The 17,657-nt window shown below is 41.9% G+C and carries 23 protein-coding genes; 15 read left to right on the forward strand and 8 right to left on the reverse strand.

Features of this window, described 5'->3' with window-relative positions:
* The first annotated feature begins 90 nt into the window (after positions 1-90).
* Positions 91-261: a preprotein translocase subunit Sec61beta gene (locus QXW63_06145; protein ID MEM3461468.1), complete on the forward strand. Its 171-nt coding sequence runs from the start codon at positions 91-93 to the stop codon at positions 259-261.
* Between the two features lie 10 nt (positions 262-271).
* Here QXW63_06145 and QXW63_06150 read toward each other — a convergent pair whose 3' ends face one another.
* Positions 272-559: a hypothetical protein gene (locus QXW63_06150; GenBank protein ID MEM3461469.1), complete on the reverse strand. Its 288-nt coding sequence runs from the start codon at positions 557-559 to the stop codon at positions 272-274.
* A gap of 265 nt (positions 560-824) precedes the next feature.
* Here QXW63_06150 and QXW63_06155 point away from each other — a divergent pair, with 265 nt between their 5' ends.
* The 8 genes from QXW63_06155 (at position 825) to QXW63_06190 (ending at position 8,003) form a co-directional block, all read left to right on the forward strand.
* Positions 825-2,642: a DUF2070 family protein gene (locus QXW63_06155; protein MEM3461470.1), complete on the forward strand. Its 1,818-nt coding sequence runs from the start codon at positions 825-827 to the stop codon at positions 2,640-2,642.
* Positions 2,643-2,694: 52 nt separating this feature from the next.
* The gene (locus QXW63_06160) at positions 2,695-3,252 is read left to right on the forward strand and encodes a pyruvate ferredoxin oxidoreductase subunit gamma (protein ID MEM3461471.1); all 558 of its coding nucleotides are present in this window, start codon (positions 2,695-2,697) and stop codon (positions 3,250-3,252) included.
* Between the two features lie 6 nt (positions 3,253-3,258).
* Entirely contained in the window at positions 3,259-3,543 is a 285-nt protein-coding gene (gene porD / locus QXW63_06165) for a pyruvate synthase subunit PorD (GenBank protein ID MEM3461472.1), read from the forward strand.
* A 2-nt stretch (positions 3,544-3,545) separates the two neighbouring features.
* Positions 3,546-4,724: a transketolase C-terminal domain-containing protein gene (locus QXW63_06170; protein MEM3461473.1), complete on the forward strand. Its 1,179-nt coding sequence runs from the start codon at positions 3,546-3,548 to the stop codon at positions 4,722-4,724.
* A 5-nt stretch (positions 4,725-4,729) separates the two neighbouring features.
* Positions 4,730-5,656, forward strand: a complete 927-nt coding sequence (gene porB / locus QXW63_06175; GenBank protein MEM3461474.1) for a pyruvate synthase subunit PorB — start codon at positions 4,730-4,732, stop codon at positions 5,654-5,656.
* A gap of 72 nt (positions 5,657-5,728) precedes the next feature.
* Positions 5,729-6,067, forward strand: coding sequence for a DNA-binding protein Alba (albA, locus tag QXW63_06180; protein ID MEM3461475.1), 339 nt, complete (start codon positions 5,729-5,731; stop codon positions 6,065-6,067).
* 147 nt (positions 6,068-6,214) lie between these two features.
* The gene (locus QXW63_06185; protein ID MEM3461476.1) at positions 6,215-7,546 is read left to right on the forward strand and encodes an acetyl ornithine aminotransferase family protein; all 1,332 of its coding nucleotides are present in this window, start codon (positions 6,215-6,217) and stop codon (positions 7,544-7,546) included.
* A 28-nt stretch (positions 7,547-7,574) separates the two neighbouring features.
* Positions 7,575-8,003 (forward strand): GNAT family N-acetyltransferase, encoded by a 429-nt coding sequence (locus QXW63_06190; GenBank protein MEM3461477.1) that lies wholly within the window; start codon positions 7,575-7,577, stop codon positions 8,001-8,003.
* A gap of 124 nt (positions 8,004-8,127) precedes the next feature.
* On the opposite strand, the gene QXW63_06195 is transcribed toward QXW63_06190, so the two are convergent.
* From QXW63_06195 to QXW63_06210, 4 genes are all read right to left on the reverse strand, one after another.
* On the reverse strand, positions 8,128-9,402 hold the full coding sequence (locus QXW63_06195; protein ID MEM3461478.1) for an MFS transporter: 1,275 nt from the start codon (positions 9,400-9,402) through the stop codon (positions 8,128-8,130).
* A gap of 83 nt (positions 9,403-9,485) precedes the next feature.
* The gene (locus QXW63_06200; protein ID MEM3461479.1) at positions 9,486-10,061 is read right to left on the reverse strand and encodes a pyruvate kinase alpha/beta domain-containing protein; all 576 of its coding nucleotides are present in this window, start codon (positions 10,059-10,061) and stop codon (positions 9,486-9,488) included.
* Positions 10,062-10,119: 58 nt separating this feature from the next.
* Entirely contained in the window at positions 10,120-10,650 is a 531-nt protein-coding gene (locus QXW63_06205; protein ID MEM3461480.1) for a ribonuclease VapC, read from the reverse strand.
* 8 nt (positions 10,651-10,658) lie between these two features.
* Positions 10,659-11,495, reverse strand: a complete 837-nt coding sequence (locus tag QXW63_06210) for an NAD(+)/NADH kinase (GenBank protein MEM3461481.1) — start codon at positions 11,493-11,495, stop codon at positions 10,659-10,661.
* 94 nt (positions 11,496-11,589) lie between these two features.
* Between QXW63_06210 and QXW63_06215 the strand changes: the two genes are divergently transcribed.
* Both QXW63_06215 and QXW63_06220 read left to right on the forward strand, forming a co-directional pair.
* Positions 11,590-11,982 (forward strand): translation initiation factor IF-5A, encoded by a 393-nt coding sequence (locus QXW63_06215; protein MEM3461482.1) that lies wholly within the window; start codon positions 11,590-11,592, stop codon positions 11,980-11,982.
* A gap of 77 nt (positions 11,983-12,059) precedes the next feature.
* Positions 12,060-12,584, forward strand: coding sequence for a GNAT family protein (locus QXW63_06220; GenBank protein MEM3461483.1), 525 nt, complete (start codon positions 12,060-12,062; stop codon positions 12,582-12,584).
* Here the strand turns inward: QXW63_06220 and QXW63_06225 are convergent.
* The 3 genes from QXW63_06225 to QXW63_06235 form a co-directional block, all read right to left on the reverse strand.
* Complete coding sequence (locus QXW63_06225; protein MEM3461484.1) at positions 12,581-12,778, reverse strand: hypothetical protein; 198 nt, start codon at positions 12,776-12,778, stop codon at positions 12,581-12,583. The two genes, QXW63_06220 and QXW63_06225, sit on opposite strands and share 4 nt — an antisense overlap.
* Positions 12,779-12,939: 161 nt before the next feature.
* Positions 12,940-13,383: an Hsp20/alpha crystallin family protein gene (locus QXW63_06230; protein MEM3461485.1), complete on the reverse strand. Its 444-nt coding sequence runs from the start codon at positions 13,381-13,383 to the stop codon at positions 12,940-12,942.
* A gap of 12 nt (positions 13,384-13,395) precedes the next feature.
* Positions 13,396-14,145, reverse strand: coding sequence for a proteasome assembly chaperone family protein (locus QXW63_06235; GenBank protein MEM3461486.1), 750 nt, complete (start codon positions 14,143-14,145; stop codon positions 13,396-13,398).
* Positions 14,146-14,263: 118 nt separating this feature from the next.
* Between QXW63_06235 and QXW63_06240 the strand changes: the two genes are divergently transcribed.
* From QXW63_06240 to QXW63_06255, 4 genes are read left to right on the forward strand one after another with little or no spacing between them, the layout of a single operon-like run.
* Complete coding sequence (locus QXW63_06240) at positions 14,264-15,598, forward strand: signal recognition particle protein Srp54 (GenBank protein ID MEM3461487.1); 1,335 nt, start codon at positions 14,264-14,266, stop codon at positions 15,596-15,598.
* 30 nt (positions 15,599-15,628) lie between these two features.
* On the forward strand, positions 15,629-16,969 hold the full coding sequence (locus QXW63_06245; protein MEM3461488.1) for a tRNA pseudouridine(54/55) synthase Pus10: 1,341 nt from the start codon (positions 15,629-15,631) through the stop codon (positions 16,967-16,969).
* Between the two features lie 15 nt (positions 16,970-16,984).
* Positions 16,985-17,278 carry a 50S ribosomal protein L21e gene (locus QXW63_06250; protein MEM3461489.1) on the forward strand — a complete coding sequence of 98 codons (294 nt, stop codon included), beginning with the start codon at positions 16,985-16,987 and terminating at the stop codon, positions 17,276-17,278.
* Positions 17,279-17,283: 5 nt separating this feature from the next.
* Positions 17,284-17,622, forward strand: coding sequence for an RNA polymerase Rpb4 family protein (locus QXW63_06255; protein ID MEM3461490.1), 339 nt, complete (start codon positions 17,284-17,286; stop codon positions 17,620-17,622).
* The last annotated feature ends 35 nt before the right edge of the window (positions 17,623-17,657 follow it).

Raw genomic sequence — 17,657 nt, forward strand, 5'->3', positions numbered from 1 at the left:
CAAATAAAAACTCTTTTGAGACAACATAACATTAATAATAGAGAAACTTGTAAAGTTACTTACACTCTTGATTGAGAAAGGTTGGCTCAGATGAGCAAGAAAAAGAAGAAGAAAGAGTCAGCGCCAATGCCTGCTGCAAGTGCAGGGTTGCTCCGGTTCTTTGAGGAGGAGACGGAAGGGGTCAAGGTTAAACCTGAGATACTTGTGGCTTTGGCAATAACCTTAATCGTTGTTTGTGTTTTGGCAAATGTCTTTTTCTAAAAGTGCCATTCTAGCGTCGAGAAGGCGGATGTAAAACTTCTATTCGTTGAACAGAGTTAAGGTGAACGAATATTTCGCTTCTTTCTTCCCTTCCTGCGACTTGTGGTATGGGTTGCGCGATTGTTGCACGTAATATTATAGCTTCTGCATCGGAAAGCCATATCCCCGCGGGTTCACGCGTAATTGCTGCTAATGTCCCCTCAAAGCCATATGCTGGGTCTAAAATTACACGTATTTGTTTACCCAGATTTTTCTCGAGCATGTGAAATATGGTTGGAGGGACGTTTTGTTCTGGCATAAGGTTCGCAAAATCCTATAATAGATATTTGGTAAATAAAACCGTTGCCCCTAATGAGGCAATGTTCACTCACCGTTTTCGCCATGATAGCCTTTTGATTTATGTGTTCCCATTTTTTCAGTGTTTATGTAAAAATTTTGGGTCTCTCTTGTGAATGATTATTCCTAAGAGTGTCTTAACTCTCCGTGGTGATTATGCGGAGCTTCGCGACACTTTAAAATATGCCTAATAATGTTTCATAGGAAATTTGAACGAGAGGATGATTGTGGCAAGCAGCGACCCATTAACTATATCCATGGACAAGGCGGTTAAGCATTATTCTTCGTTGTTTAAGCTTCCGCCTTATGGAAAGATGGTTTTGCTTCTTGCCTTGCTTTGCATGGGCAGTGGTATATTTTCTGCAATTATCCTTTTTCCTTCTCTTTACGGATTAATAATGGGAATGCTTCTCGGCATTTCTTTATTACTTACGAACATCGTTCTTGACCATGTTATAAGCGCTCTAATTTTGAAAGGCGACCCCATTTACGATTTGAGAAGAACTACTGGACTTTCACTTTTCAGTTGGGTTTTCTGGCTTTTTTTCATTTTTACAGGAGCTATTGTCGCTGTCTGGTTTGGTTCAATTTGGTGGATTAGATTATGCCTTTTGGGATTTTCTGCCGTGCTTATCTTTCGGTTAACGGTTCTTAACGCGACATCATTCAAAAGTTACAGCAAACTCCTCGCAGCTTCTTTCCTTCAACCAATCCCTTGCGTACTTCAATTGATGATAATTTGGACGAAACTTGATTATCTCTTCTTTTTGTTGTTTTTAGTGTTCGCGTGTGTTGTAAGCATTATTTCAAGTTGGCTTTTCCTTTCCCCTTTGAATCGTGTAGGCGAAAAAACGCTTAAAGTTCCTTCCTTATCTCTTTTAAAGGCTTTCTTGTTGAATTGGGTTGCGGACTTAAATGCCCCGTTTGAAAGTTTTCTTGAACAGCTGGGTGAAGAACAAAACGTGGAAGTTTCTCTCATAAAATTTGATTCCGCCAAACCCAAAGCAGTAATTGCCGTGCCATCTATTCATCCTGGGCCCTTCAAAAACATTGGAAGCAGCCCTCTGCCCTCGATGCTTAAAACATCATTAGAAAATGCGCTGAAGTGTGTCGCATGCATCCCCCATGGATTGCTTGGGCACGAGTTTGACTTGGCTTCGCAGTCTCAAAACCAAAAAGTAATCAGTCAAGTTATTGACTCACTAAACTTTGAGGGTTCAGAGGCAAAAGCAACGCCATTTGTTAAAGTTAGTAATGGCATAGCCACGGCGTGTTGCCAAATTTTCGGTAAATCAGCTTTCATCTCTTTCAGTCTTGCACCTGGAACCACTGAAGATTTTCCTCAAGAATTGGGTTCTTTTGTTAGTCAAGAAGCAGAAAGACATGGAATAGCATGCTATACGGTTGTTAACGCCCATAATAGTATCAACGGAAATGCAGGTACAGAAGAAGTCTTAAGGTCATTGAAAGCTGTCGCGGTGGAATGCTTAGAAAAAGCGGTTTCCCTCAAACAGTTACCTTTCGAAGTCGGCATAGCCACTGTTCAGCCTAAAGAATTCAGTCTCAGAGATGGCATGGGACCGGGAGGAATCACCGCCTTGGTTGTCAAAGTGGGAGTTCAAAAGACTGCTTACTTAGTCATTGACGGCAACAACATGGTCACTGGGTTACGTGAAAAAATCCTCTCTGCCCTATCTTCTATAGGAATAAATGAAGGCGAAATCTTCACAACAGATACACATTTAGTAAATGCTATAGTGCTAGTTGAACGCGGATATCACCCTATCGGCGAGGTTATAGACCACGAAAAACTCATTGAGTATATAAAAGAGGCCATAGTTGCTGCCACATCAAATTTAGAACGCGTTAAAGTTGCATGCCGTAAAGTGGAAATCCACAACGTTAAAGTTATAGGAGAAAAAGCACTAGAAACCCTCTGTCTTCTTATAGATAAGGCTAAACGAAGAGCAAAGAGAATAGTTGCCCCAGTTTTTGTGTCAAGCGGCATCATTTTAATGTTGTTTTTGGTGTTTTTTCTAAGCTAAACTAATAAGTCTGAAACAAACTCTTCTCTCTTCTCAATGGAAGGAAAGAGCCGTGCTTAAGGAAATCAGAATTCATGGGCGCGGAGGACAAGGCAGCGTAACAGCAGCAGAGTTGTTGGCGCATGCCGCTTTTATTGAGGGCAAATGGGTTCAAGCTTTTCCCTATTTTGGAGCAGAACGACGTGGCGCTCCAGTCAAAGCCTTTGCAAGGATAAGTGACGAATCAATTCTTATACATAGTCAAGTGTACAATCCCGATTATGTAATTGTGCTTGACCCTGCAATTTACAAAACTGTGGATGTAACTGAAGGATTGAAGAAAGATGGGGTAATAATCCTAAACACGACAAAGCACCCTGATGAAACTGGAATAAAAAATTATAAGGTTGCAACTGTTGACGCAACAGGAATCGCCCTCGAACTAAATCTCCTAGTCGCTGGTTCGCCCGTGGTTAACACGTCGATAATAGGTGCTTTCGCTAAGGCCACCGAAGAAGTTAAACTGGAAAGTGTCGTGAAAGCCATAAAAGAAACTTGGTCAGGCGCAGCTGGAGAAAAGAATTCTCGGGCTGCAGAATTGGCTTATGAGCGTCTAATAAAAGGATGGTGAAAACGCATGAGTAGCTCCTCAAAAACTCGTAAGGAAATGCCTCTTACGCCGTTATCTCAACCTACAGTGGGCAGCATGGGAAAAACAGGAACTTGGAGAACATTCCGGCCTGAAGTTAATTATTCCAAATGTACTCGCTGCACTTTATGCTGGATTTACTGTCCAGACGCAGCCATTGCACGTCAAGAAGACGACTCGCCAAAGATAGATTACGACTACTGCAAAGGCTGCGGAATATGCGCTAATGAGTGCCCAGTCAAAGCGATAACGATGAAACGGGAGGAAGAATAAAAATGGCGCAAATGATTATTGATACTGCAAATCACATCGCTGGATACGCTGCAAAGGCAGCAAGAGTAAAGGTTGTAGCTGCATACCCAATAACTCCTCAAACAACCGTGGTAGAAAAAATAGCTGACTTTGTTGAAAACGGAGAGATGGACGCCGAATACATACGAGTGGAATCCGAACACAGCGCCATGGTTGCGTGTATTGCCGCAGCGGCTGCGGGAGTCAGAACTTTCACGGCGACCTCTGCCCACGGATTAGCACTTATGCATGAGGCATTACATTGGGCTTCTGGCTCTCGTTTGCCTGTGGTTATGGCTGTTGTTAACCGTGCTATGGGCGCCCCTTGGAGCATTTGGTCCGACTTTAGTGACTCTCTTTCGCAGCGCGACACTGGTTGGATTCAGTTCTACTGCGCTGATAATCAAGAAGTTTTTGACACGATTATTCAAGCTTACAAACTCTGCGAAGACGAACGAGTCTTTTTGCCTGCCATGGTGTGCTTAGAAGGCTTTATTTTATCGCACACTTACATGCCTGTAAAAATTCCTGAACAAAAGGAGATTGACGATTTTCTGCCTCCCTACAGATGTGGGTGGATTTTAGATGTTAATCGTCCTTTGTCTCATGCGAATTTGGTTTCGCCTGATTGGTATATGGAGTTTCGTTACATGATTCAAGAAGCTATGGAGAACGCGAAGCAGTTGATTCCGAAAATCGATAAGGACTACGGTAAACGTTTTGGGTTTGAGTATGGCGGGTTGCTTGAGAAGTACAAGTGTGATGATGCGGATTTAGTATTGGTTACTATGGGTACCATGGCAAGCGACGCAAAAATAGCCGTTGACAGCCTTCGCAAAGAAGGTTTAAAAGTGGGCGTGGCAAGGGTTAGAGTTTTTCGTCCGTTCCCAACGGAAGAAATAGCAAAGCTTGCTGAACAAACTAAAATGTTAGCAACAATAGACCGTCACATATCCTTTGGAATGGAAGGCTTTCTTTCGTCGGAGATCAAAGCGTCTCTTTACAACAAAAAAAACAGACCATTGCTTACGGGCTTTATTGCGGGCTTAGGAGGAAGAGATGTCACTTCAGAAACTATCAAGAAAATTGCTAAGAAATCGCTAAAACAGATGCACGCTGGAAAAGTTGAGAAAGAAACTGAATGGGTTGATTTGAGAGAGTGAGAATAATGGTGACCATAAAAGAACTTCCAAGAGAAGAATACTTACTTAAGGGCCATGCAGCTTGTGCTGGTTGTGGTCCATCTATCGCAATTCGTCTACTCTTCAAAGCGTTAGGAAACAAGGTCATAATGGTTGTTCCAGCATGCTGTACGACTGTAATTCAAGGACCTTACCCATACACTTCCGTTGCTGTTCCTCTCCAAAACATTCTTTTTGAGTCTACCGCTGCCGCAGCTTCTGGAATTGTTGCTGCATTACGTCAGCGAAAAATGGAAGACATAACGGTTATCGGTTGGGCTGGTGACGGTGGAACGGTTGATATTGGAATTCAAGCATTATCTGGGGCTGCAGAAAGAGAAACAAACTTCATTTACATCTGCTATGATAACGAGGCTTACGGCAATACTGGGATGCAGCGAAGCGGAGCGACACCTTATGGTGCGTGGACAACAACTACTCCGTCAGGAAAAAGAGAAAGGAAAAAAGACATGCCTTTCATAATGGCGGCGCACCGAATACCTTATGTTGCAACCGCTTGTCCGTCATATCCTATAGATTTTGTAGAAAAGATGAGAAAGGCAAGAGACATCAAAGGTACAAAATATATTCATATTTTAGCACCGTGTCCTACAGGATGGCGTTATGACGCAAACAAGACAGTAGAGCTTGGGCGCCTCGCCGTTCAAACGGGCTTGTGGGCTTTATACGAAATTGAGTATGGCAAGTTCAAGCTTAATTCTCCAAGCGACCGTTTGGTTGATAAAGCAAAACGAAAACCTGTTAAGGAATACCTACAATTGCAAGGCAGATTCCGTAACTTGACAGAAGAAGACATCAACAGAATCCAACAGTGGGTTGATGAAGACTGGGAACGCTACCGCAAATTGACTTCAAACAGTCTGTCTGACGCTACACTGCACGGAAAAATATAAGAATCTCAAAAACCATGTATACTCCGCTTTACGATGCCATCCATTTGCAATCAGCGAAAAAGGAGGTAAAATATGACAGAAAAGAAGCGAAAGGAGGAAACCGCCCAAAAACCAGCGAAACCACAACGGAACCCAGAATCAAACGATAACGTTGTATTCATCGGCAAAAAACCAGTGATGAACTACGTAGTCGCTTGCTTAACCTTCTTCAACTCAGGCGCCAAAAAAGTCACAGTTAAAGCAAGGGGACGAGTGATAAGCAGAGCTGTTGACACTGTTGAGTTGCTACGGCGAGCGTTTCTGAAGGATTTGCAGCTTCAAGGTATCAACATATCTACAGAGGAAGTAACGCGCGGTGAAGGCCAAAAGTCTAATGTTTCAGCGATTGAGATTACAGTGACGCGACCATAAACCGTCTTAATTTCCTCCAAAGTACTAATAAAATGTGCAACTAGCCTATTTTGGACCATTTATCTAATCATTATTTTTTGTCCAAAAAGATAGGTAATTATATAAAACCCTCTTTTCTAATCCTTATCCTCCTATTGGTGATTTAGGATGAATTACCCAAAAATCGTTGTCACTCCACCTGGACCAAAAGCTAGAGCGCTCGTAAAAAAAGACGAGGAACTGATTTCGCCGTCATACGTGCGGTTTTACCCGCTTGTTGTTGAATCTGGAAAAGGCTGTATCGTGAAAGATGTGGATGGAAACGAATACATAGATTTCAACTCTGGCTTGGTATGCCTAAACGTTGGTCATAACCATCCAAAGGTTATTGCAGCAATAAAGAATCAATGTGACCGATTTTTGCATTATTCAAACACTGACTTCTTCTATAAGGAAGTGATTGACCTCGCAGAAAACCTTTCATCAATTACGCCAGGAAAAGACGCCAAAAAAGTCTACTTTGGTAACAGCGGAACCGAAGCAATTGAAGCAGCAATCAAACTTGCAAAATGGCACACTCGTAAGCAACTTTTCATCGGGTTCATAAGCGCGTTTCACGGGCGTACAATTGGCTCTTTATCTTTTACTGCTAGTAAACCCGCTCAAATGCGTTATTTCTTCCCGCTTATGCCAGGCGTCACTCATGTGCCTTATGCGTACTGTTACCGTTGCCCTTTCAAACTTAACTATCCAGAGTGTAACTATTGGTGCGTAGACTTTATTGACGAGTTTGTCCTTCAGAAGTATGTGCCTCCAGAAGATGTTGCTGCCATTGTTTTTGAGTCTATTCAAGGCGAAGGAGGATACGTGGTTCCGCCACCAGAATATTTCCAGCGGCTAAAGAAACTCGCAGACAAATATGGCATTCTACTCATTGATGACGAAGTTCAGTCTGGTATAGGCAGAACTGGGAAGTGGTTTGCAATCGAACACTGGAACGTTGAACCTGACATCATCTGTAGTGCCAAAGCATTAGCTTCGGGACTACCCTTAGGCGCAACTATAGCTAAAGCGAAAATTATGGACTGGGTTGGCGGTTCTCATGCAAGCACTTTCGGTGGTAATCCACTCTCATGCGTTGCTGCAAACGCTGTAATCGAAATAATCAAGGAAGAAAGACTTCTGGAAAACGCAACCAAACAAGGCGCGTACATTCTTAAAAGACTTGAGGAGTTAAAAGAGAAAAGCGAGATAGTCGGCGACGTAAGGGGCAAAGGCTTAATGATTGGAATGGAAATCGTGGAAAACAAAGAAAACAAAAAACCCGAATCTAAAAAAGCTTCGGAAATTATGATGCGCGCTTGGAAACGAGGAGTTGCCGTGATAACCTGTGGGGCTTCCACAGTTAGGATTGCGCCTCCACTTAATATTACGCGAGAACTCGTTGATTCTGCATTAGACATAATTGTAGATGTCGTAAAAGAGGTCGAAAAAGAATAGGGGCTTCTGTTGCTCTCTGTGTGGTTGCATGGAAATTCGAAAACTAACCATAGAGAACTATGAAGAAATAGTACGGCTTTGGCGCAAAGCAGACTTGCCTTTTAAACCTAACGGAAGAGATAGCAAAGAAGCAATAGCCGTGCAAATGAGGGCGAACCCGGAATTTTTTCTTGGAGTTTTTGAGAATAACCGCCTTGTAGGCGTCGCGGTTCTAAGCAGTGACATGCGAAGAGGTTGGATAAACCGATTAGCAATTGATCCGGACTATAGAAACCGCGGTTTTGCCAAAGCACTGATTTCTGAATCAGAGCGAATATTTAGAAAGCATGGTTTAGGAATTTTCTGCGCCTTAATCGAAGATTATAATATTGCGTCAAAAAAGTTGTTCAAGAAATGCGGGTATGTGGAACACCGTGACATATTATACTTCAGCAAACGCGATAGTGAGGAAGTGTAGCAGAAGTTTCTCCACCTAATGTTTTAACAACCATGACCTACATCTTCGTCGTTTTTCTTCTAACATAACTTTCTTTTCATCTTTTCTTTTAATGAAGCAGTTGATCATGTCAAGATTATGTGAATCATGCTTGCCTTTCTTCGGGCTTCGGTTCATGTACAAATAATATCAAAACTGTAGAAGGAATTGCAAAAGTAGCTGTAAGTAGAAACGGAAGCATAGGAGATACAGCATCATACAAGATTCCGCCCAAACCTGCGCCTAAAGCCATGAATATGTAAGCGAAAAAGTTCGCTGAACCCGTTATTTTTCCTCGTTTTGATTGCGGAACAAGGTCAGCATACATTGTTTGATAAGACGAAAAGCCGAGAAGCATCGAAAATCCAACAAGTGGCATGGCTATGAAGAGCGTCAAGTAATTTCCGAGAATGAACAATAATATGGCTGGAATCATCAGAAGATTTGCAGTTAGTAAAGGTTTTTTCCTGCCAATTTTGTCAATCAATCTACCTACGGGCAAAGACAAAAATATCATGCAGACGAAAAGGGCAATCATGGCATAACCCCAATTTATGCGAGCAAGCTGGAATGTTGGGTCGACTTCGCGTGGGCCTCCTATTTGGAGAACGTAGAAAGCGTAGACCATGAATAATGTCTGGGTCATTGCAATCGAGAAACGCATAATTAATTCAGAGAAAAATAGAAACCGTGTTGAATGCGGCACTGTTTTCCAGACGTTTATTCCTTCTTTTATGGCTTTTGGGTATGCTCGTAGTGCTTCTCTTATGTTTATTTTCTCGGGGGTTTTGATGCTTTCCTTCAATTTTAGGCGCACGATTGCGGCTGCGAGATATAGGAATATAACAATAGTATAGGCGATTCTCATGCCCGTTATGGAACTATAAGCAGTCACCAAAAATAGTGCAACAACAGGTCCAGGTGTGGTTGAAACGCTCATTATTAAATTAAGCACAGAAAATCCCATTCCACGTTTTTCCGGCGGTAGCGAATCAGCCATTAACGCGTTTAAGGCTGGCTGGTATAGTAGGCATAGGTTTTGTATGGCGGCTCCGACTAGAATGAGTTCCCAGCTTGGAGCAATCGCGTAAAAAATGAATGAAAGGGCAACTCCGAAGGTTAAGCTTGAGACAAGCCATCGTCTTCCATATTTGTCCGCTAAGTATCCTCCCAAAAACTGAACGGAAGCTAATGCTAACAGAGAAACAAGCATTATTATTCCCAGGATTGTCGCGCTTCCGCCGAGTTGAATGACATAGTCGGGATAGTATGTTCCTGGCAGTTCATGGGCGAAATCTATTAGAATCCAGCTTATGATAAGTATTAGGTAGTTTCCTCGAAAAAATGAAAATTCTTGCCTCAGCTTTTCCGCAAAATTCAATGGTTAAACGCTTCCTTTGGAGTTCATTCTTACAACAAGCGGAATTAATAAAGGTTGATTGAAACTTTTGTTCTAATGTTTGTTTAGAACTCATGTGGTTTTGCTATTACTTCTCTGATTTTTAGTTCAAAGAACCTCGCGGCATTTGCGGGCTGAATTCGTAATGCTGTGTCTGCGCCTCTTCCAGTTCCAGCAATAGCTACAATGTCCTTGTCAACTTGAATTAAACCAGCATCTGCAGCCATCAAGGCGATTTCTACGCATACTTTTGTTCCTTCTCCCATAAGTCTAAGCGCGTTTGCAATAAGCTCTAAAGATTGGATAGTACCGAAATCTTTGCGAATTGCTCGTTCTACACTGCTTAAGGCATGAATGCCCGTGAAGATTTTCGCTCCATTCGCCAAAATTTCCTTCTTATATTCTTCTATTAGCTCAGTTTCTCCGGGTTGACGAAAGCCGTGGCAATGCGTTACCACAACGACATTGTAACCTTTGAAGATTTTGGATGCTTTTGCCCCTGTTTCGCCGGTTGTTGATGCAACAACTATGTCTTTTATGCCTTCTTTTTCTACGTACTCTTTAACAAGTTTGAGCAATGCATCTGTGTTCTTAGCGCCTGCTTCCTTGAAGTAAATGGTTTTACGTTCGATCGTGCTCATAACTAAACCTCAACAATTTTCAAATTTTAAACTATCTGCTTTCTTATATTGTTGATGATTATTCTTGGTCTAAGTTCTTTTTCCTTAATGGTTTTCTTTTCAACCCTGTACCGCATACCTCGCATTTTTCGTATTTGTAATCAGCCGGGTATCTCTTATGGCACGCTGGGCAATATCTTATCCATTGTAATCGGAAGCGTATGCCAAATGTCGCTAGAGAAGTAAATGGTATACCCATTTGGTTTGCTACATTCTGTATAGAGTAATCGTCTGTAGCAACTAACGGATTATAACCTTGCGACTTAAGCTCTAGAGCCAAAGCCAAAACTTGAAGGTCCGCATCTGAAAGGAAAAATGCGTCGCCGATAAGATTTGCCGACGCTTTAACTTTATTGAGAAAGTTCTCGTCTGGCATTTTCACTTTTAACTTTCCGCTTTCCATTGCCGTTTTAAATCTAACCCAAGACATTGAGCTTCCAAATATTTCTTCTCTAACCATCGGCACAGTATATTGTTCCTCGCTTATAGAAAATGGGTCGAAGCCGGCCACGAAAGCCGATGTGTCCAAAACTATAACTTTTCTATTCACGTTGTCAGTCAGACTCCTTTAAAGAGAAGTCTGCTTCTGAGGCGATGGTAAAAGTTCTCTCTGAACCTTATAAAAGAGGTTTCATATTTTGAACGTGTGACTGTAATGCGTGGAAGTTTAGAATTTATAATTTTCCGATACTGTCCGTCAATTATTGCTAGAATCTTTCTCGGTCTAACAACTTCAACAGTTAAATTGGAATTTGCTGGGAAGACAATCGAGCGAAAAACGCTTAAGGCGCATATAGAAGTCAAAACAAACGCGTCTACATTCGGGTCCAACACTGGTCCACCAGCCGAAAGCGAATATCCCGTGGAGCCGGTTTGTGTTGAAACCATTAATCCGTCTGCTTGGGAGCCTAAAATTGGCTGTCCATCTTTTAGGATGCGCGTGTAAAGCAGTTTTACTGGTTCATCAGCTACAATTAATACTTCATTTAAGGCGTCGGGAAACTTTGTGCCGTCCGCCATTACTGAAAGCTTCATGCACTTTTCAATGTCAAATTCTTTCTTTAAGCACTTGTCTATGGCGGCAAAGGCTTGTTTTGGTTCGACTTCTGTTAGGAAACCTCGAATGCCCATGTTTATTGTGAGTATTGGTGGTTCTGGCTTTGGAATAGCGACGCATGTTCGTAGGATGGTTCCGTCGCCACCAATTGTTATTATGAAATCGGTTTTCATTTTCTCAAGCGGAATGGTTTTCCCTTTTATGCTTGCCTTGTTTGCCAATGTGTCCTCTACAAATACTTCTAATCCTTTTTCTATCAAGTAATTAGCCAAGTCTTCAGTAAGTTTTATGGCTGCTTTTTTGTCAAAACGGGCAACCAATCCGACGCTTTTGAACAACTGCTTCACCGTTTTGTATTAGCGACACCTTAATCTATATATGGGTGTTGTTTAAAATTGCTGTGGATGAAAACCGTGAGCAGTTGGTGAGTAAATGAGCAAACCAGTTGATGTTGGAAGTTTACGCGTAGGCGGATATATGATTGTTGACAACGAACCGTGCCGAATAGTTGACATAACCAAATCAAAACCAGGAAAACATGGCTCTGCCAAAGCAAGAATCGTGGCCATCGGCGTTTTTGACGGCGTAAAAAGGAGCATTGTAAAACCTGTGGATGCTAACGCGGAGGTTCCAATAATCGAAAAGCGCAGTGGACAAGTTTACGCTGTCACTCCCTCAAGCATTCAAATAATGGACCTGGAAACCTACGAATATTTTGATGCTCCTTATCCAGAAGAGGAAGAGTTGAAGGCGAAAATTGCTGCTGGCGTTGAGATTGAGTATTGGCGGATAATGGGCAAAATCAAGATAGTAAGAACAAAATAAAGTGAAAGATCGAAATTTTGACATCAAACGAAAATGAGCTCATCTGACAGTTGCTCCTTATTGGAGGTTACTCCTTCTTGACAGCTGAAAAGGTCAAGTTAAAAGATGGCAGAACCGTACTTATAAGAAAGTTTCAGATGGACGATAAAGAGAAACTTATCCACATGTACGCATCTTTTTCGAACGACGCTGTACGTTGGGGAATGCCTCCTTACAATCGGGAAAAGCTTGAAAGAGATTGGTTTAGCAATTTTCAAAACATTATAGCTATAATCGCTTTATATAAAGGCGATATTATCGGACACATGCAGATTTTCAAGGGTCCTCATGTACGAAGAAAAGGAACAGGCGATTTGGTGATGTATCTTCACCAAAGCTTTCATAACGTGGGATTAGGAACCGCAATGCTTGCTAGGCTCATGGAACTTGCGAAAGAGGAAGGACTGCACCGAGTAGGCTTACATGTTGTCGCTGATAACAAAATTGCTGTTCACCTTTATCAGAACTTTGGCTTTAAAATTGAGGGAATACTGAAGGATGCATACTTTGGCGAAGACGGTAAATATCATGATGAACTGGTGATGGGCGTGTTACTTAACTAACTCCACCACTCCCAATTGAGCTTTTTGAAGCCTAAATAAAGGACCAGCAGAATTATTCCCCAACTTAATGCTATACCAGCGAATTTTAAGACATCAGGTGAGACGTAAGTATAGCTTGCCCAAGCGCTAACACCACCTAATCCTACAAGCAAAAGTGCGAACACGGCAAATTGGATAGCACGTTCGGTTGCCATGAATTTTCACCATCAAGCTGTTTCTAGAAGTTGGCGTATCTTATTGTTAAAACTTTCCATCAAAGTTTATTTTCTCGTTTAGTGCTTGTGTTTATTGAAGCCGATGATGCGAGAAGAGCCGTCGGATTTGTGAAGACATTTATGGGCTGAGGCTTCTGCACTTATTCCACTGGAATTGTATATTCGTGTTTGCGGGGAATGCGCACTTCTAGCACTCCCTTTTTGAAACGCACTGCCATTTTATCCATCTGTACGGGCACTGGAATGCGCGTTTGACAATGGAATGTTTGGAATTCGCCTTTGTAATGTGTTATGCCAAGTTCTTCGAGGCGTATTTTCCGTTTCATTCTCGCTGATATCTCGAGAGTATCCTCATCTAACGCTTTAACTTGCACGGTGCTTTCTTCTGTGTAGGGCAAATCAACAGTTACGATCACTTCTGTCGGCGTTACCATTATGTCACGAAGTGGTTCAACGGCACAAGTTTTATGGTTCCAGCTTGGTCTTTCTGTTAATCGTTCTCCAAACCTTTCGAACCATTCTTCCCACTCGTCAAAGTATTCATCAATCAAGTCAAAGATTGAACGTCTTCTTCTACTAGACATTTACATTCCTCCTTACGAAACGTACAATGGAATGTCGTACTCTTGCGTTTTCTTCATTTTAGTCATCTCCTGCTGTGTTCGTCTCATAACGTCTCTGGCTCTCAAACGAATTTCTTCGCCTTTCTCAAGAAGTTTTGAAACATCCACTTTTATTCCAGTGACGCTTGCTAATCCTTTTAGTACTTCTGCTGCGGCTTCTGGGTCTGGATAGTTAAGGAAACATTGCGCAAGCAATGCTATGGCTGGTAAACCCATAGTCGCGCATCGTTGGAGCATAAGTGCTTGGGGACCAACCATGTATCCTTCCTTCAATATTTCTATGCCTTTTTCTTGCACCATTTTCAGCATATCTGGACTTGATGCTGCAGCAAAAACTTTCAACTCCTGAACATCTTGTCTGTCCTGTATTGGAATACCGCTTAATGAGATCATCATCTTAACATTCTTGCTTTTTCCCCATTCAATTAACGCGTTCATTACTGGATAAATAATGTCTGCAGATATTGCAGTTTCAGAAACAGCTAACAAGACTTCATTGTTTCCAAAGATTCTTATCGGAGAATGCGGCAAGCCCTCATGCAAGACAATTATCGGCGGCAGCAACTTTGAATCCATAAACGCAACTTCCTCAAAATCTTTAAGTTCTTCTATCAAATGCGACGCTGCAATAACGCCGACCAACCCAACATCTGGAAAACCAAACAACATCGTAGTGCCAGACGGAATCTCTTTCTTCTCTACAATTTTAACTTCGTCACTCAAACTTTAACCCTCAACTTCATCTTTTTTTAAATTAGCCGTAAAAAGGTTATGCAAGTTAAGCTTAAAGAGCAGAATACCTATTTAAAAGCATAAACTGTTTAAAATCTGGAGAAACAACATGGCACTAGAACGCTTGGGCTCCACACTTTACGAAGCCCTAAAAAAAGTTTTCAAAGCATCCATCGTAGATGAGGCTACAGTCAAAGAGCTTGTGCGCGACATACAAAGGGCTCTGCTGCAAGCAGACGTCAACGTTAAACTTGTACTAGACATTTCCAAACAAATAGAAGAAAGAGCCCTAAAAGAAAAAGTCCCTCCAGGCATTTCACGCCGCGAACACGTAATAAAAGTTGTTTATGAAGAATTAACTCGTTTCCTCGGAGAAAAACCAGCACCAATAAAAGTGGAACCCGGAAAACGCAACGTGATAATGCTTGTTGGAATTCAAGGTTCAGGAAAAACAACCGCGGCGGCTAAACTTGCAAGATACTACCAAAAGAGAGGATTAAAACCAGCGCTAATATGCGTTGACACGTACAGACCCGGAGCGTATGCGCAATTGCAACAATTAGCAAATAGAATAAATGTGCCATTATACGGCGACCCAAAAGCAAAAGACCCTGTTAAAATCGCACTTGACGGTTTAAAACAATTCCACAACAAGGAAATTGTGATAATCGATACGGCAGGACGCCACAAAGAGGAACAAGAACTAATTAAAGAAATGAAAATGCTTGAAAAAAACATTAAACCCGACGAAATTGTGCTTGTAATTGATGGAACAATCGGACAACAAGCAACAGTTCAAGCGAAAGCTTTCAATGAAGCCACACCTTTAGGCTCAATTATCGTTACAAAATTGGACGGTTCTGCGCGAGGTGGCGGTGCTCTTTCCGCGGTTGCTGCTACTGGTGCTCCTATAAAATTCATCAGCACCGGCGAGAAAGTGGAAGACATAGAAGCCTTCATTCCTTCCCGTTTCGTTGGCAGGCTCTTAGGCATGGGTGACCTTGAAACTCTGTTGGAGAAAGTTCGCGAAGCAGAGATTAAAGTGCCAGAGAAGAAAGCCAAAGCTATTCTGAGTGGCAAGTTCACGTTGACAGACATGTATGAGCAGTTCGAAGCCATGAAAGGCATGGGAACTTTTCGGAAGCTTTTGAAAATGGTTCCAGGCATGTCTTACGATATACCTGAGGATATGTTGAACACTGCTGAAGACCGTCTGGAAAAGTGGCGTGTAATGATTCAGTCTATGACGCCGGAAGAAAAGAATAATCCAAAAATTTTCAACGCCTCCAGAATAAAGCGTGTTGCAAGGGGTTCTGGAACAAGCGAGAAGGAAGTGAAAGAACTTCTGAAACAATACGTGATGATGCGTAAAATGTTAAAGTCGCTTAGACGAAAGAAGAAGTTGCCGTTCTTTGGGAAAGGCTTACCGCTTGATTTTAAGTAATGTGCACAGTGATTTGGAAAGGACCTTACAATGGGGTTTAACATTTTAAAAAAAGCGTTAAAAATGCTTGAAAAGTATCCTTTGTGCGACCATTGTTTAGGAAGACAATTCGCTCTACTTGGGCATGGAGTAGAAAACGACGAACGAGGAAAAACAATAAAACTTGCATTAACTTTGGAAGCGCACGCATTAGCCATTTCTAAAACTAAAGAAGGCATCAGAATCCTCAAAATTCTTGCGACAAACGGTTTTTTTGAAACAGCCAAAGAAATATTGCATAAAATGAAAAGGCGAGTGCCGGAAAAGAATCTGCCTAAGGCATGTTTTTTGTGCGAAAACAAATTTGAAATGACTGAAGATTTGGCAAAAAAAGCATTAAAGTGGCTTAGGGAATATGAATATAACAACTTTTTGGTGGGCGTAGAATTACCTCTTTTTGTAGAGGAGCGAGAGGACGAGTTTAGGGCTGAGTTTGAGGCGGTATATGCTGAAAGTATGCGAACCGCATTTGGAAGGATGTTGGGTAAAAAGATTGCTTTGTATAGTGAGAAGGTTGTGGAACATAAGAAGCCCGATGTGGTTGTGCTTGTTAATCCATTCACTGACAAGATAGTGCTTCAAGTGAACCCTCTTTTCATTTCTGGGCGCTACAAGAAACTTGCCAGAGGCATACCGCAGTCAAAATGGTTCTGTTCGAACTGCAGAGGAAAAGGTTGCGAAAAATGTAATTGGACTGGGAAGATGTATCCGGAATCGGTTGAGGAGATTATTGGGAAATTGTTTTTGGACACGACATGTGGTGCAAAAACATCGTTTCATGCTTCTGGAAGGGAAGACATTGATGCTCGTATGCTTGGCAAAGGTAGACCTTTCGTGATTGAAATTTCGAGACCTAAGAAGCGGTTCTTGGACCTTAAGAAATTAGAAAACGAAGTGAATGCTTATGCAAAAGGTAAGGTTGAAGTCTCGAATCTAAAATTTTCAAGCAAAGATGCGATTCGAAGGTTGAAGAGGGCTGAATCTTCTCAGAAAGAATACCGTGTAATAGTCGAGTTTGAGGATGAAATCACGGAAGAAGAAATGCGGCTTCTTGAAGATAAATTAACAAATGCAATTATCAAACAAAAGACGCCAACCCGTGTTTTGCATAGGCGAGCAGATTTGACACGGGAAAAGTACATATATGACGTGAAAGTAAAGGTTTTGTCGCCTAAAAAGGCTGAGATGAAAATACGATGCCAAGGAGGGCTTTACGTTAAAGAATTGGTGACTGGGGATGATGGAAGAACAACTCCGAGCGTTTCAGAACTTCTCAAGAACAGAGCGAAGCCTATAAAACTTGATGTTTTGAACGTGGTTATGAAAGATTGAAAAGGTGAAGAATGGATGAAGAAGTCAAAGGGATATCGTTCAGGGACTCGGCGTTTGCTACGTAAGGAACCGCGTGAACGTGGGAAAACGAAGTTGAGCAAGCTTCTGTATGAGTATCCTTCTGGAAGTAGTGTGGTTATAAAGATAGACCCAAGTGTTCAGAAAGGCATGCCGCATAGACGTTACCATGGAAAGGTTGGCACGATAGTTGATAAACGCGGGCGAAGTTATGTCGTAAGCGTTATGCAAGGGGATGCGGTTAAGGAGATTATTGTTAGACCGGAACATTTGGAGCCGTTTAAAGCGTGATTGAGATGGCGGGAAAAAGTGAGAAGGAAAAGAAGCTTACTCTTCCCGAAGTTAAGAAGATGCTGGAGTCTATTGGCGAGGAGAATCTGGATCAGTTCCAGCGGCGCACTTATGATTATGTTTCTAAGTTTTCGAAGGTAGATGCGGAGGCTGCTGGAAAGCTTGTAGAAAGGCTTGTGAAGGAGTTTGGTTTGGATGAGGAGGAAGCGGTTCAGATAGTTAACTGTATGCCGAAGAGTGTTGATGAGTTAAGGGTTTTTCTTGCTGCTGGACGCAAGATTATTGAGACTTCAAAATTGGAAGCCATAGTTGCCCTTTTGGATGAACATCGAAAAGTTGAATGAACCTTTTTAGCAACTATTTTTTAAGCAAAAAGAGT

The sequence above is a fragment of the Candidatus Bathyarchaeia archaeon genome, assembly GCA_038873195.1.
In the GTDB taxonomy this organism is placed as follows: domain Archaea; phylum Thermoproteota; class Bathyarchaeia; order Bathyarchaeales; family Bathycorpusculaceae; genus DSLH01.